General features: G+C 72.7%; 10 protein-coding genes. 4 read left to right on the top strand and 6 right to left on the bottom strand.

The window, feature by feature from the left end:
* Positions 1-7 precede the first annotated feature (7 nt).
* The 3 genes from ACFVW6_RS32805 to ACFVW6_RS32795 all read left to right on the top strand — a co-directional run bounded on the left by ACFVW6_RS32805 (position 8) and on the right by ACFVW6_RS32795 (position 3,035).
* Entirely contained in the window at positions 8-1,111 is a 1,104-nt protein-coding gene (locus ACFVW6_RS32805; RefSeq protein WP_378830380.1) for a PLP-dependent cysteine synthase family protein, read from the top strand.
* Positions 1,108-2,427 carry an MFS transporter gene (locus ACFVW6_RS32800; protein WP_378830381.1) on the top strand — a complete coding sequence of 440 codons (1,320 nt, stop codon included), beginning with the start codon at positions 1,108-1,110 and terminating at the stop codon, positions 2,425-2,427. Before ACFVW6_RS32805 ends, ACFVW6_RS32800 begins: the two co-directional genes overlap by 4 nt.
* 95 nt (positions 2,428-2,522) lie before the next feature.
* Positions 2,523-3,035, top strand: a complete 513-nt coding sequence (locus ACFVW6_RS32795) for a M15 family metallopeptidase (RefSeq protein ID WP_355275582.1) — start codon at positions 2,523-2,525, stop codon at positions 3,033-3,035.
* 27 nt (positions 3,036-3,062) lie between these two features.
* On the opposite strand, the gene ACFVW6_RS32790 is transcribed toward ACFVW6_RS32795, so the two are convergent.
* Complete coding sequence (locus tag ACFVW6_RS32790) at positions 3,063-4,199, bottom strand: epoxide hydrolase family protein (RefSeq protein ID WP_378830382.1); 1,137 nt, start codon at positions 4,197-4,199, stop codon at positions 3,063-3,065.
* An 82-nt stretch (positions 4,200-4,281) separates the two neighbouring features.
* Here ACFVW6_RS32790 and ACFVW6_RS32785 point away from each other — a divergent pair, with 82 nt between their 5' ends.
* The gene (locus ACFVW6_RS32785; protein WP_378830384.1) at positions 4,282-5,241 is read left to right on the top strand and encodes a helix-turn-helix transcriptional regulator; all 960 of its coding nucleotides are present in this window, start codon (positions 4,282-4,284) and stop codon (positions 5,239-5,241) included.
* Between the two features lie 2 nt (positions 5,242-5,243).
* On the opposite strand, the gene ACFVW6_RS32780 is transcribed toward ACFVW6_RS32785, so the two are convergent.
* From ACFVW6_RS32780 to ACFVW6_RS32760, 5 genes are all read right to left on the bottom strand, one after another.
* Positions 5,244-5,675 carry a hypothetical protein gene (locus ACFVW6_RS32780; RefSeq protein ID WP_355275576.1) on the bottom strand — a complete coding sequence of 144 codons (432 nt, stop codon included), beginning with the start codon at positions 5,673-5,675 and terminating at the stop codon, positions 5,244-5,246.
* On the bottom strand, positions 5,672-6,466 hold the full coding sequence (locus ACFVW6_RS32775) for a hypothetical protein (protein WP_378830385.1): 795 nt from the start codon (positions 6,464-6,466) through the stop codon (positions 5,672-5,674). Before ACFVW6_RS32775 ends, ACFVW6_RS32780 begins: the two co-directional genes overlap by 4 nt.
* 527 nt (positions 6,467-6,993) lie before the next feature.
* Positions 6,994-11,379 carry a TIGR02680 family protein gene (locus ACFVW6_RS32770; protein ID WP_378830386.1) on the bottom strand — a complete coding sequence of 1,462 codons (4,386 nt, stop codon included), beginning with the start codon at positions 11,377-11,379 and terminating at the stop codon, positions 6,994-6,996.
* A gap of 4 nt (positions 11,380-11,383) precedes the next feature.
* The gene (locus ACFVW6_RS32765) at positions 11,384-12,766 is read right to left on the bottom strand and encodes a TIGR02678 family protein (RefSeq protein ID WP_378830387.1); all 1,383 of its coding nucleotides are present in this window, start codon (positions 12,764-12,766) and stop codon (positions 11,384-11,386) included.
* The gene (locus tag ACFVW6_RS32760) at positions 12,763-14,322 is read right to left on the bottom strand and encodes a TIGR02677 family protein (protein ID WP_378830390.1); all 1,560 of its coding nucleotides are present in this window, start codon (positions 14,320-14,322) and stop codon (positions 12,763-12,765) included. The genes ACFVW6_RS32765 and ACFVW6_RS32760 overlap by 4 nt, the downstream gene beginning before the upstream one ends.
* Positions 14,323-14,384 lie beyond the last annotated feature (62 nt).

Below are 14,384 nucleotides of genomic sequence, written 5' to 3'. Positions count from 1 at the left end.
GACAGACATGCAGGAATACGTGCTCGACCGGACCGTTGCCGCGATCGCCGAGCGCCCACAGGGCCTCGTCGGCAATACCCCGGTGATGTGGGTGGGGGCGCCGCTGGCCGCCGCCGACCGGGGGTTCTGGGCCAAGCTGGAAGGGTTCAACCCCGGCGGGATGAAGGACCGCCCCGCCCTGCACATGGTGCGCAGGGCCGAGCAGCGCGGTGATCTCGTCCCCGGCGCGCGGATCGTCGAATCCAGCAGCGGCACACTCGGACTCGGGCTCGCGCTGGCCGGGCTGGTGCACGGTCATCCGGTCACCGTGGTCACCGATCCCGGGCTGGAACCGATCGTCGCGCGCATGCTCACCGCCTTCGGCGCCGAGGTCGACCTGGTCGACCGCGCCCATCCCACCGGCGGCTGGCAGCAGGCGCGCCGGGACCGGGTCGCCGAACTGCTCGCCGCCGAGCCCACCGCGTGGTGCCCGGACCAGTACAGCAATCCCGATGCCGCCGACGGCTACGCCGGGCTCGCGCACGAGCTCATCGACCAGATCGGGCGGGTCGACGTGCTGGTCTGCGCGGTGGGCACCGGCGGGCATTCCGCGGGCGTGGCCAGGGAACTGCGCCGCCGGTATCCCGGGCTGCGCCTGATCGGCGTCGACACGGTGGCCTCCACGATCTTCGGCCAGCCCGCCGGGCCGCGGCTGATGCGCGGCCTCGGCTCGAACATCCACCCGGCCAATGTCGACTACCGCGCCTTCGACGAGATCCATTGGGTCGCACCGGCGGAAGCGGTCTGGGCGTGCCGGACCCTGGCCGCGACGCACTACGCCACCGGCGGGTGGAGCGTGGGCGCGGTCGCCCTCGTCGCGGGCTGGGCCGCCCGCACCGCCGACGCGGAGACCAGGATCGTCGCCGTCTTCCCCGACGGGCCGCATCGCTACTTCGACACGGTCTACAACGACGGCTACTGCCGCGAGCACGGCCTGCTGACGGGGCCGCCCGCCACCGATCCCGCCACGATCGCGCACCCCGCCGAGCGGGTGGTCGAGTCCTGGACGCGCTGCACGACAGTGCTCGATCCCGGCGCGCTCGCCGCCGGGCTGGGACCGGTGCGCGCATGACGACCCTGCGGACCTTCGCCGGTTTCGACACCCCGGCGCGACTGCTCATGATCAACCAGTTCGGCATCAATCTCGGCTTCTACATGCTGATGCCGTACCTGGCCGGGTACCTGTCCGGCCCGCTCGGCCTGGCCGCGTGGGCGGTCGGGCTGGTGCTCGGCGTCCGGAACTTCTCCCAGCAGGGGATGTTCCTGATCGGCGGCACGCTGGCCGACCGGCTCGGCTACAAACCGCTCATCGTGGCCGGATGTGTGCTGCGCACCGCGGGATTCGCCGCGCTGATCTTCGCCACCTCGCTGCCGATGCTGCTGCTCGCCTCCGCCGCGACGGGATTCGCCGGTGCCCTGTTCAATCCGGCCGTGCGCGCCTACCTGGCCGCCGAGGCCGGTGAGCGGCGGGTCGAGGCGTTCGCGGTGTTCAACGTGTTCTACCAGGCGGGCATCCTGGCGGGCCCGCTCGTCGGGATCGCCCTGCTCGGTGTGGATTTCCGGTGGACCGCCGCCGCGGCGGCGGCCGTGTTCGCGGTGCTCTCGGTGGCGCAGCTGTGCGCGCTGCCGCAGCGCTCCGGGGTGAGTACCACGGCGTCGGTGTGGAGCGACTGGCGCACCATCGCCGGCAACCGGCGCTTCGTGGCGTTCGCGGTGGCGATGGGCGGCACGTATGTGCTGTCGTTCCAGGTGTATCTGGCATTGCCGCTGCACGCGGGCACCGTCTCGGGTGCGGGCGGGCAGGAGCTGACCGCGCTGGTGTTCGTGGTGTCCGGGGTGGTCGCCGTCGCGGGACAGGTGCGGATCACCGCGTGGTTGCGCGCGCGATGGGGGATCGGGCGCGGTCTCGTCCTCGGGGTCGGGGTGCTGGCCGCGGCCTTCGTCCCGCTCGCGCTGGTCCCCGGCGCGGCGTCGTTCGGGACGGCGGCCGCGGCCGGGGCCCTGCTGCTGTCGGCGGCGGTGTTGGCGGTCGGGACGGCGGCGGTCTTCCCGTTCGAGATGGACACCGTGGTCTCGCTGAGCGAGGACAGGCTGGTGGCGACCCACTACGGGTTCTACAACACCATCGTCGGGGTGGCCATCCTGGCGGGCAACCTGGGCACCGGCGCGGTCCTCGACGTCGCCCGCGCGGCAGGCGCCGACCGGCTGGTGTGGGTCGGGCTGACGCTGATCGGCCTGCTGACCGCGCTCGCGGTGCATCGGGTGATCCGGCCGGGCCCGGGCAGGCACCGGCAGTCCGACGGGCTGCCCGCCTACACCGCGGCGCCGGGTCGATGGCCGATCCGGTCGGCTCGGGAGTCCGCCGACGAGCTGACCCGAACACGGTGAGAGGGTCGTTCGACCTGCGGAAATGAACCCGAGGCCCGGGCCGGGGCCGACCCCGGCGGTCGGCTCGGGCTCGGGCCGGTCGATAGACTCCCGGCATGACTACTGTGCTCGGCCGGGTGGCCGACCGGATGCTGGTGACGATGACGGCCGCCGCGGCCGTGACCGCCGTCGGCCTCGGCATCGCCGGCGCCCAGCCGACCGACCAGCGTGAACAGTTCCAGTCCGCCGCCGGGACCGAGGGCCTGGACCCGGCGCTGGCCCTGGCCTACACCCTCGCCGAGCAGCAGGCGCACGCCGAGGGTGTCCCGCTGTCGATCACCTCCGGCTACCGCACCCACGAGCAGCAGGAAATGCTGTGGCAGGACGGCCTGGCCACCTACGGCACGCCCGACGAGGCGCGCCGCTGGGTGCTGCCGCCCGCCGAGTCGACCCATGTCTCCGGCCACGCGGTCGACGTCGGCCCGCAGCAGGGCGCGCAGTGGCTCGAGGCCAACGGCAACCGTTGGGGCCTGTGCCGGACCTTCGACAACGAATGGTGGCATTTCGAGCTGGTCACCGCGCCCGGCGCCGCGTGCCCGCCCCGGGTCCCGGACGCCAGCATGCGGTAGTCCACGAGACGAACGGCCGGGCCCGGTTCAGCGCAGGTCGGTGAAGAAGGTCCGGATGTCGGTGACGTGGGCCAGCGGTTCCTCCATGGCGACGAAGTGATTGCCCGGGTTGCCCGAGGGCCAGTGGGTGATCTTGTGGTCGCGGTCGGCCAGCTTGCGCATCAGCGGTGAACCGCCGCCGTAGACGCCGGTCGGCACCAGGTTCTGGCCGGGCGGCCAGCCGAAGCCGCCGTCGCGCAGGCCGTCGTACATCGGCCACGAGGAGGTGCCCGCGGTCTGGGTGAACCAGTAGATCGCGACATTGGTGAGCAGGTGGTCGCGGTCGATGACGTCCTCGGCGAGGTCGGCCATCGGGGTGAACTCCTGGAACTTCTGCATCAGCCAGGCCAGCAGCGCCACCGGGGAATCGTTCCAGCCCAGCGCGAAGGTCTGCGGCGCCGCGCGCAGCAGCGTGTGGTGATCGACGCCGCCGGTCATCCACTGCTGCATCTCCGCCCACTGGCTCAGGTCCTCCGGCGACATGCTCGGCACGTCGGCCTCGGTCGGCATGCCGATGCCGCCGTCGAGGTGGACGCCGATCACGTGCTCCGGCGCGGCCAGCGCCAGCTCCGGCGCGACATAGGCGCCGAGATCACCGCCCTGGGCGCCATAGCGGTCGTAGCCGAGCCGGTCCATCAGCGTCGCCCACATCCGGGCCACCCGCGCCGTGCTCATCCCGGTCTCGCGCGGTGCCGCCGAGAAGGCGAACCCGGGCACCGACGGCACCACGACATGGAAGGCCAGGGCCGGATCGAGGCCGTGGGCCCGCGGATCGGTCAGCGGGCCGATGGTGCGGGTGAACTCGACGAACGAATTCGGCCAGCCGTGGGTGAGCACCAGCGGCACCGCGTCCGGCTCGGGGGAGCGCACGTGCAGGAAATGCACGTCGAGGCCGTCGATCTCGGTGACGAACTGCGGGAACTCGTTGAGCGCGGATTCCTGTGCGCGCCAATCGAAATCCTCGGCCCAGTACCGCGCCAGCTCGCGCAGGTAGTCGGTCGGCACGCCGCGTTCCCAGCCCGCGCCCGGCAGCGGCGCGGCCCACCGGGCCCGGCCCAGGCGCGCCCGCAGGTCGTCGAGGTCGGTCTGCGGGATGTCGAGGTGGAAGGGGCGAATGGTCGTCATCTGATCTCCTCGGTCGGTGTACACACCACGCTAGAAGCCATCTAGGACAGTTTCGGTCCTAGATGCGCGGCAGAATGTGGACATGACCGATACCGCCGCTCGGCTGCTCCGTTTGCTCTCCCTGCTCCAGCTGCCCCGGGAGTGGCCGGGCAGTGAACTCGCCGACCGGCTCGGCGTCACCGACCGCACGGTCCGCCGCGACGTCGACCGGCTGCGTGAGCTGGGCTATCCCGTCGTGGCCGCGCTGGGCGCGACCGGCGGCTACCGGCTCACCGCCGGGTCGGCGCTGCCGCCGCTGGTGCTCGACGAGGACGAAGCGGTGGCCGTCGCGGTGGGCCTGCGGGTCGCGGCCGGACAGGCCGTCACCGGGATCGAGGACGCGTCGGTGCGCGCGCTGACCAAACTCGAGCAGGTGCTGCCGACGAAACTCCGCAGGCGGGTGCGGGTGGTCGGCGCGACGGTGACGGTCGGCGCGGGCAGCGGCCCCACGGTCGACCCGGACGTGCTCACCACGCTCGCCGCCGCGGTGAGCAACCGGGAACGGCTGCGCCTGCGCTATCGGGACGCGGCGGGCGCAGAGACGCGGCGGCACGTCGAACCGATCGGCGTCGCGGCGGCGGGCCGACGCTGGTACCTGGTCGCCTACGACCTCGACCGGGACGCCTGGCGCAGCTTCCGCGCCGACCGCATCGAGGGACCGCAACCGACGGGCGCCCGCGTCGTCGCCAGGGCACTGCCCGCCGCCGACGCCGCCGAGTACGTCGCGGGTCGCCGAACCGACTGGGCCACACCGAGTTACGAGGTGGACGTGACGATCGAGGCGCCACCGCACCGGGTCGAGGGCAGGCTCGGCGCGACGCCGGGCAGCATCGTCGCCGACGGCGCCACCGGATGCCGGTTCACCGAGACCCGCGACGACGATCCGGAATGGCTCGCCGCGCAGCTGATCACCCTGGGCGTGCCGTTCCGGGTACACGGATCACCGGAATTGCGCGCGGGGCTGCGCGGTTGCGCGTCGCGGCTCGCGCACGCGCTCGACTGAGCTCAGAGCCGACCGGTGTCCTTGAGCACCCGGCGGGACTGCGCGAAGAGCATGCCCACATTGACGGTCTTGCGGCACACCACGACGACCACCAGATCGTCGCGGCTCTCCGCGCGCAGGAACAGGTGGGTGAGATTGTTGGAGTTGACCAGGATCTCCTGGAAGTAGTGGTCGTCGCTGCGGATACCGCGACGTTCCTTCCAGATGTCCTCGATCATCACCACATTGCGGCCCTGGAACAGGTCCAGGGTGGCGGCCGCGAGCAAGTCGAGCACCTCCGGCGGGTGGTTGTCGACGGTCTCCACCGACAGCAGCATGCCGGTCGACATGTCGATGACGCCCGCCGCGACGCAGTCGGGAACTTCGCCACGCAGCGACTTGACCATGCCGGCCAGCCGTTCGCTCATGCTGGCGGGGGTGCCGTTGGTGTTCATGGGATCCTCTCGGTTCTCCGCCGTGGCGAAGAGTCGGGCACGTCCACGGCGGTCGTGGACGGGGGAGCGGCCTGCGGTGGACGCGGCCGCAGAGTGTCGTTGATGCCGCTGGCACCGCGGCGGCGGCGCGGCAGCGCGGGATCGACCATGCCCGCCCCGACGGTGGCGGGCGGCTGATCGGCGGCGTGCCGGGCCGGCACCGTCAGCTGGCCGCCGCCGAGCAGGCGCGCGACCTCGACGGTCACCGGATAGAGCGGACGCCCGAGCAGGAAGGCCAGGTCGCGGCAGCTCCGCGTGCCGTCGACCAGGCGCAGCAGCTCGGCGCCCTCCGCGCGCATCGAGCGGCCGAAGTCGGTGAGCGCCAGCAGGTTCCGGTACGGGGAGAAGCCGGCGTGCGCGAGCGCGGCCAGCCTGCGCTCGGTCTCGCCGAGCAGCCACTCGGCGTCGTAGCCGGGATCGTCGCCGGCGAAGACCTGGGGGTGCGCGTCGATCCAGTGGCAGCGATCGACCCAGCCCGCCGCGATCGCGAACGTCCCGTCGACGGTCGCCGTCATCCGCAGCAGCCGGGTGCGGGCCGCGCCGAGCGGCTGCTCCTCGTCGCGCGGGTCGAGCTCGTCGAAACCCGGTGCGCCACCGGTACTCACGGCCACGATCCGGCCGTCGACGAGGCGGATGTCGCCGCCCGGTTCGCCGGTGACGCGCAGGATGCCGGTGAACCGGCTCGCGTCGGCATCGGTGAGCGCGGCCGCGAGTGGACGGGTGGTGTCCCGCAGGGGGACGGGGAGCTGCATGGTGGTCACATCCCGCGGTGGGCAGGGGAAGGTCGGCGCCGGATCGGTGGAACGGCGACCCCGGCGCAGGCGAGCCAGCAACGGCCGCAGGCCATTTCCGGCGAATATGTCCGGCACCTTCATCGGGCTGGGTCGGCCGAGTTCCGGCGAACTCAGCGCATCGGCGCGCGCGGCGGCCGCGATGGGCCGCCGGGCACGGCATCCCGGCCCGGAGCGCTGCCGGAAAACTGCCGGTATGCCCCGGGTGGGAGGTGTTGATTCTGTCGATATCGCACGACGATCCCCTGAAGAATTGCTGAAGACGTGCGGCATCGACCGCACCGTGATCGTGACGACCCGGCCGGGGCCTGCGCCGTCACGAGCAAAATCCTGGCAGCACTGAGGATTTCGAGCAACCGATTCCGCGAAATTCGATGCGGTTAATTCCGAGTAAGAAAACTGGTCGGTCTAGGGCTTCCGGCAATTGCCTGGCCACCACGCCGCCGGTGCGGCGTGGTGGCGTCAAGACCGGTTGGCGCGGCGGGCTGTCAGCCCACCGGCGCCGGTTCGCCCGGCATGCCCTCGAGGGTGAGTCCGCCCTCGATGGTGTTGGGGACCCGGCGGCGGTTGGGGGAGCCCAGTGCGGTGGTCAGGTCACCGCCGTCGTGTTCGGCGAGCAGCTCGCCGCTGTCCCACACCAGCAGGGTGGCGCTCACGGTGTTCTCGGCGGTGGAGTGCGCCAGGTCGTAGTGCGCGCAGCCGGGGACGTGGCCGTAGGTGATCCACAGGTCGTAGCCGGTCATGAACAGGTCGAGGTCGAATTGCACACTGAGGCCGAGCAATTCGCTGCGGCCGTTGTCGTCGACACCGGCGAACGCCTCGTCCAGCGCGAGCAGGCGCGGGGCCTGCGGGTCGGCGGAGTCGAGCATCACGTGCGCGGCCGCGAACAGCGGCAGGTGCAGCGAGACCGACTGCTCGCCGCCGGAGAGCGCGCTGTGCCGGGCCACGGTCAGCTTGTCCTCGCTGCCGTCACCGTTGATCAGGGTGAACGAGAACACCCGCCAGGTGCGGTAATCGAGTGTGGCGCCGAGGATCTCGGGGTAGGAGCGCTCCGGATGGGCGGTGCGGGCCGCCCGGATCTCGGCGGCGAAGTGGGCACGGACCGCGCCCAGATCCTCCGGGCTCAGCGCGGCGGTGTCGCGGTCGAGCAGTTTGCACATGGCGCGGGCGGCCTCGGACAGGCCGTCGGCCAGGATCCAATGCACGCCGATCGTGTTGCCCGAGGACATCCGGCGCTGCTTCATCTCCGCGCCCATCCGGGTGATGAGTTCGCGTGCGTCGCTGGTGCGTTCGTGGATCTGCTGGGCCAGGCCGGTCAGCAGCGCGTCTTCCAGGATGCGGCGTTCGGCGTCGGTGAGCAGCAGTTCCTGATCGCGGCGCGCGGCGTCGATGCGCGCGGCGAAGTCGGCGAGCGCGGCCTGGCCGTTCTCGTCGTGCACGGCCACCACGGTGAGCCCGTCGGCGGCATCCCAGTGCAGGCGGTAGTCACGCCCCGAGGCGGTGAGCGCGGCGTCGAACTCCTGCAGCGCGCTGGTCACCGCCGACCGGGTGGACTTGCGCCCGGCCTCGGTGGCCCGCACCTGGGTGGTGGCGGTGTCCAGGTCGGCGAACAGGGCCGCGACCTCGTCGGGCAGCACGACCGGGTCGGTCTCCGGTCCGGCCGCGACGATCCGGTACTGCAGCTGCTCCGGGGTCGACCACGCGGCATCGGTGCTCGGCCAGCGGTGCTCGACGGAGGCGCCGAGCAGGCTCAGCAGGTCGGGCCGGGCGTACGGCGCCAGCGACCGCACCTCCGCCAGCACCTCGGTGAGCGCGGTGGCCAGCGCCTCGTTGGCGGTGCGGTAGGCGGCCTCGGCGTCGCCGACCGCCTCGATCGCGGTATTGGCGGCCTTGCGCGCGGCCCGCTGCTCGGCTTTGGCCGCTTCGATGGCCGCGCGCGCGGCGTCGAGTTCCCGATCGATGTCGGCCGCACTGGCGCCCAGCGCTTCCCGCAGCGTCTCCAGTTTGCGCTGTTGTTCGGTGAACCCGAGCCGGGCGGCCTCGGCCTCCTCGGCGAAGGCCTCGGCCAGCGCCCGCGCCTCGTCGTGCCGGTCGGCGCCCTCGCGCTCGCGCTCGTGTTCGCGCTCGTGCTCGGCGCGCAGGCGCAGCAGTCCGGTGCCGGTGTTCTCGAAGTGCCGGATCGCGGCGGCGAGGGCGTCGAGTTCGCGGGCCTCGGTCGGGGTGCGATGCGCCTGCGCGGTGGCCCGCAGCTTCTTCTCCATCGCGGTGGCTTCGCCGACCGCCTGGTCCAGATCGCGCTCGGTCTGGGTGACGGCCTCGGAGCGGGACCGCATGAGGCCGGCCGTCTCCGCGACCGCGCGCAGGGCGGCGGTGATGGCGGACGGGCGGGGGAGGACCTTGACGGCCGCGCTGATACTCGCCAATTCGGCCGTGGCCGTGGCTTCCTCGGCCTTCGCCGCGTCGGCCTCTGCCGTGGCGGCCTCGATCGCCGCGTCGAGTTCGGCCTGGCGCAGTTCCCGGCGGCGGGCGCGCGCGGTCGCGCCGAGGAATTCGGCTTCACGCTTGGTGTGGCGTCCGGCCTGGAGGCCGTGACGATAGGCGCCGGAGGTGCCGATGATGACGGGGGCCGGTTGGAACACTGAGACCAGCGGGTGGAGCCGACCGGATCGCGACTCGGTTGTCGCGGGGTCTCCCACCGTCGCGTCGGCGAGTGTGATCGAGGCCAGCACATCGGCAACGATGCCCGTCGGGACAGACAGATCATCGGAGTCGTCCTCGACGACGAGGATGTCGGCGAGGGAGCGACCCACCGGGCGATCGGCGGCGGGCAGCGGGACCAGATAGCGGACCCCGTCGACTTCGGGGACGAGTGCCGGGTCGCAGATCCAGGCGTCGAGCAGCCCGCCGGCCTGGAGGGCGGCCTCGATACCGGCGGCTTCGGCCGGGGTCACCGAGTCCGCGAAGCGCACCGAGCGCCAGAAGGGCACGCCGGGAAGGTCTTTCGGCTCGCGGGAGTCGGTCGGGTGCACCGGGGGCGCGTCGTCCCGTTCGGCGGCCACCTCGGCGCGCTCGGCGACCAGCGTGTCCCGGCGTGCGGTCGCCGCCGCCGCTCGCGCCTTGGCTTCCTGACGGCGGGTGCGGAGCTGTTCCTGCCGGGGCTCGCAATACTCGGCCAGCACCTCGTGCACGGACGGGACGTCCTCGGTGCCCGCCGCGGCGACAGCCGATGCCAGGGCGTCGAACAGCCCGGGACGCTCCGAATCAGCGATGCGCGGTACGTCTTCGGAGCCGCTGTGGCCGGAGCCGGAGCTGAGGTCGGAGTCGGCCGACTGGCCGTTCGGGTCGGTGTCGGGCCCGGTCGGCATGTCCGCGGCGATCGGTGCGAGCACGGCCGCATTGGCCTGCCACCAGGTGCGCAGGGCGGCCGCGGATTCGGTGCGCGCCAGCGCGACGGCGGCTTCGGCGTGGGCCACCTCGGCGGCCGCCGCGTCGCGCAGTTCCACGGCGCGTTCGGCCAGACGCTGGGCGCGGGTGCGGTCGGCGGCCAGGGATTCCCAGCGGCTCAACGCTTTTCGCACGGCGCGGACATCGGCGTCGCGTTCCTCCGCGTGCCCCCGGACCGCGGCGGTGATCTGATCGCCGCGGCCGTCGCCCGGCGCCGTCCACTCGATGCCCGCTTCCTCGGCGGCGGCGCGCAGGGCGTCCTCGCCGCGGACCAGCGCGGCGGCGGCGGTGCGCACCGCCTCGGCGGCCCGCTCGGCCTCCTCGGCGCGGCGCTGCAGGGTCTGGCCCGCCTCGGCGGCCTTGTCGCGGTGCACGGCGGCGGAGGTCTCCAGCCTGCGGACCGCGTCGGCGAGGTCGTCGAGCTGCTGTTTGCCCTCGTAGGCGCTGGAGCGCTGCAGGTTCTCGCGGTCGGCGATGGCCTGCTCGTAGGCGCGGTCGGCCTCTTCGGCCCTGGTCTCGGCCTCGGTGCGGTCGGCCTCGCGCCGCGTGCGCAGCGCGGTGGCGGCGAACAGGGCGGTCGAGGCGTTGGTGACCGCGTCGAGGCGGGTGCGGACCTGGTCGACATCGGTCTTCGCCTGCACGGCAAGGTATTTGCGGTACACGTCGACGAAGCGGCGCGTCGCGGTGTCGGCCTGGACGAGCCCGTCGAGGGTGCGCCCGACCTCCTCCATATCGCTGAAGGACCGGGCCGCGTCCAGGATCAGCTGCTCGTCGAGCGGGCGCAGGCCGTCGGTGAGCGCCTGCGAGAGACCGCGCGGATCGAGGTTCTTGGCCAGCTGTGGCCTGCGCAGCGTGAGGATCAGGTTGATCAGCTGGTCGTAGCGCTGTACGCCGAGCCCGAACATCCTGGCGTCGATCGCGGCCCGGTACTCCACCGGCCGGTCGACGATGGCGTCGCTGCCGATCTGCTCGGCGAGCTGCTTGCGGGTCAGCGGCCGGTCGTCGGGACCGATCAGGGAGAAGTCGACGCCGGCGCGCCCGTCGGCGACGAAGTACCAGCGCGTCACCTTGTCCGAGGACCGGGTGGCGCGCATGCCGATGCCGACGGTGACGACCTCCGGGTCCGCCCAGCTGCCGCGCGCGAACTCCATCCACACATACGAGTAGGCCGATTCCTGCTTGCGGTACAGCAGATTCGACTTCATGGTGCGCTCTTCACCGGCGAAGGGATTGAGCCTGCGCGGCTCGATCCGTCCGTCGAGCACGAACGGGAACAGCACCTCGAGTGCCTTGGTCTTGCCCGATCCGTTCGGCCCGCGCAGCACGAGCCGGCCGTCGGCGAAACAGAACTCCTGGTCGCGGTAGTCCCAGAGATTGACGATGCCCGCGCGGGTCGGGACGAAACGCACTCCGCCGTGAATGAGCGACATCTCCTCAGTTCCCTCCCGTTCCGGTGCTGCTGCCGTCGGTATCGGCGGCGGTGACGAACAATTCCTCGGCCTGTCGGACCCGCACGGTGACCACCGCGCCCCGGTACCTGGCCAGCGCGGGCAGGATCAGCAGCCCGCCCTCGACCGGCCGGACCAGCCGCAGCTTGGCGAGCAGGGCGACGACCTCGGTGGTGAGCCCGCCGACATCGGCCTGCCACTGCGCGGCGAAGGTCGCGCCGTAGCGGTCGGTCAGGGCGGTGACCGTGGTGCGCACCCAGGCGTCGTCGAGGAACGGATAGGTCACCGGTTCGGTCTCGGCGAGCTCGTTGTCGACGGAATCCGCCGGGGCGTCGAGTGTTTCGGCGTCCTCGGCGAGCGGAGCGAACACCCCCGCCGCGGGGATGGCCGCGTCGAGCTGGTCGAGCAGTGCGTCCTCGTCGGCCGGGGCCGGGCGCGCGGGGACGGGATTGTCGATGTCGAGGACCACGTCGGCGATCTCGCCGATGAGCAGCAGGGCCACCTGGGCGAGCGTGCCGGTGCCGGGGAAGCGGGTATCGGAGAGCCGGCCCGAGGTGTCGATGAGCGCGACCCCTTCGGCGCGGCGCTCGGCGCGCAGGCCGGTGCAGTACTCGACCTCGTCGACCACGCGATCCTGACCGAGCAGAGCGCGTTCGGCGGGTGTGAGGTCCTCGAGGTACACGACCGGACGTTCCACCAGGGCGCGGCGCACCCGGCGGGCCTGTTCGGCGGGCGCGTGCTCGGTATCCTCGGCCAGCAGGCCGCGCACGCTGTGCAGATGCTGGAGTGCGCGCGGTGGCCGGAACAGCGCGAACACCACCGGCCGGTCGATGTCGTAGAGGGCCTCGCCCGCCTCCGGGTCGCTGGCCCAGCCGCCCGCGTCGCCGTCGGCCAGGGTCAGCGCGCCCCTGGCGCCGAGCCAGCCGACCGCGTCGACGAACGCGTCCCGATCGGCGGCCCGGTCGGTGGACAGCTCGAGGCCGTCGATCCGGCTCGCGTAATCGGCCACGTGCTCGGCCAATTCGGACAGGGTGATCTGATCGCCCGCCCGGCCGAGCGCCGCCAGGGCCAGGGCGAGATAGGCGTAGCGCCGCCGATCGAAGACCCGGTCGTTGACGCTGCGCGCGGGCAGGGTGTCGTCGAGCCGGTCGTGTACCGGATAGAGCCGGGCCGTGGTCTCGGTGACCTCGAGCCGGTAGCCGAACAGCTCGGCGAGGTCCTCGCGCAGTTCGGTGGCCCAGCGCCGGATCAGCGGCAGCGCGATCCGGTCGGGATAGACCCGGGTGACCAGGTGGTTGGCGAGCATCACGCGGGCGGCGCGCTGATAGCTGTCCAGGGCGAGGGCGTCGATGCGGCGCTGCTGTCTCATCCGCGCGTCCCCCGTCGCGTCGTCGCGGTGACCTCGAGGCGGCGGTTGTTCAGGTGCAGCAGGCCGGCGGCGGTCCGGATGACCGTCGATCCGTCGCACGGTCGCACGGTCAGGGTCACGCCGTTGTCGGAACCCGTTGTGCCGTCGACCCGTCCGCTGACCGGCACCCACGCCGTCGACGCGGCGTCGAGCAGGCGCAGCAGCACCTCGGTCTCGCGCTGGTCCAGCACCCGCTCGTGCACGGCGCCGGTGGCCAGCGAGGCCGCGGCCGCCGCCCGCTCGCGCTGGGCCGCCAGCTGGGCCTCGCGCAGCCTGCGGATACCGGCGTCGTTGCGGGCGATCCGGGCTGGCGCGCCGGCGGTGGGCGCGCGGCCGGTCTCGGCGAGGGTCCGCGAGATCTCCAGCGGCGGTGCCTCCCACCAGGACCGGCCCGCCGGGATCACCTCGGCGTCGGGATGCTCGAGCGCCAGGTGCCGGGGCCTGCCCAGGCCGAACACCGCGTCGTAGAGCGCGTGCGCGCTGCCGGTGGTGGGGGTGTCGACGAACCAGGCGGCCAGATGCCGCAGCGCCGATTCCCGGCTCACCCCGCCGCGGCGGGTCTCGGTGACCCGGCGCAGCAGCGACAGCACCGCCGCGATCGCGCTCATCGTCGCCTCGCGCAGCCGGTCGGCCTCACACGACTCGTTCGCCTCGCCGCTGCCCGCGGCCACGAACCAGGTGCGCAGACCGTCCCAGCGCGACCGCCAGTCGGCCTCGCGTTCGGCCGGGCTGAGCAGCACCCGCTCGTCGCAACTCGCCGCGCGGCCGATCAGTTGCTCGACGCCGGTGTCCTCCACCTCGCCGATCGCCGCGGCCAGCCGGGGCGCGAACCGGGCCAGGTCCATGCTGAACTCGCGCATGTGCGCCAGCAGCGCGTCCTTGTGCGCGAGAAAGGATTCCGGGGTGATCTCGGTGGTGCGCACCAGGTCGCCCAGCGACAGGTAGAAGTGCGCCGCGCGCGCGGCCATGTCGGTGAGCGCGGCGTCGAGCCTGCGCAGCGTGGTGTAGACCCGCTCGGCGTCGCCGTCGCGATTGGCCGCCGCGAGGGTGCGCAGGTCGGTGAGCAGCTCGGGCAGCACCAGCCGCGACAGCGACGCGTCGTCCATCCTGGCCGTCAGCACGCCGGCCACCGCCCGGTACGCCTGGAAGCCCGCCTGCGCGAACTGGTAGACGTAGTGCCGGTTGCGGTACTCCGCGAGGGTGGCCGCGCGGGTGCCGTCGTAGCTGCGTTCCAGCACGCCCCAGCGGTGCAGCTGTTCGAGCAGCGGGCCGATCTCGACGGCGGGCAGCGGCACCCCGGCGGGCCCGGCGTTGGCGCCGGTCTCGGCCCTGGCGATCCACTCGGCGACGTCGTCGGCGTGCAGCAGCACCACGTAGGCGGCCCTGGCGCTGTCGAAGGCGCGCAGCACCCGCAGGTAGTCGGCGCGCTTCTCCGCGGTCGCGAACGAGAACAACCGCAGCCGCTCGTCCCACAGGGCGGGTACGGCGCTGGGCAGGCCGTCGGCGAGGTCGGTCACCGTAGAAAGGGTAGTGGTGGCCGCTCCCGCCACCGGGGGACCCGTCCCGGATCGGCGTGCCC

The sequence above is a fragment of the Nocardia sp. NPDC058244 genome (assembly GCF_042882065.1).
Lineage (GTDB): Bacteria > Actinomycetota > Actinomycetes > Mycobacteriales > Mycobacteriaceae > Nocardia.
The sequence above is the reverse complement of the archived record's forward strand: the minus strand, read 5'-3'. Positions and strand labels throughout refer to the sequence as shown.

Bases quoted from the DNA above. Each gene is read 5' to 3' on its own strand.
- ACFVW6_RS32805 (WP_378830380.1), top strand. From the start codon at position 8: ATGCAGGAATACGTGCTCGACCGGACCGTTGCCGCGATCGCCGAGCGC.
- ACFVW6_RS32800 (WP_378830381.1), top strand. From the start codon at position 1,108: ATGACGACCCTGCGGACCTTCGCCGGTTTCGACACCCCGGCGCGACTG.
- ACFVW6_RS32795 (WP_355275582.1), top strand. From the start codon at position 2,523: ATGACTACTGTGCTCGGCCGGGTGGCCGACCGGATGCTGGTGACGATG.
- ACFVW6_RS32790 (WP_378830382.1), bottom strand. From the start codon at position 4,199: ATGACGACCATTCGCCCCTTCCACCTCGACATCCCGCAGACCGACCTC.
- ACFVW6_RS32785 (WP_378830384.1), top strand. From the start codon at position 4,282: ATGACCGATACCGCCGCTCGGCTGCTCCGTTTGCTCTCCCTGCTCCAG.
- ACFVW6_RS32780 (WP_355275576.1), bottom strand. From the start codon at position 5,675: ATGAACACCAACGGCACCCCCGCCAGCATGAGCGAACGGCTGGCCGGC.
- ACFVW6_RS32775 (WP_378830385.1), bottom strand. From the start codon at position 6,466: ATGCAGCTCCCCGTCCCCCTGCGGGACACCACCCGTCCACTCGCGGCC.
- ACFVW6_RS32770 (WP_378830386.1), bottom strand. From the start codon at position 11,379: ATGTCGCTCATTCACGGCGGAGTGCGTTTCGTCCCGACCCGCGCGGGC.
- ACFVW6_RS32765 (WP_378830387.1), bottom strand. From the start codon at position 12,766: ATGAGACAGCAGCGCCGCATCGACGCCCTCGCCCTGGACAGCTATCAG.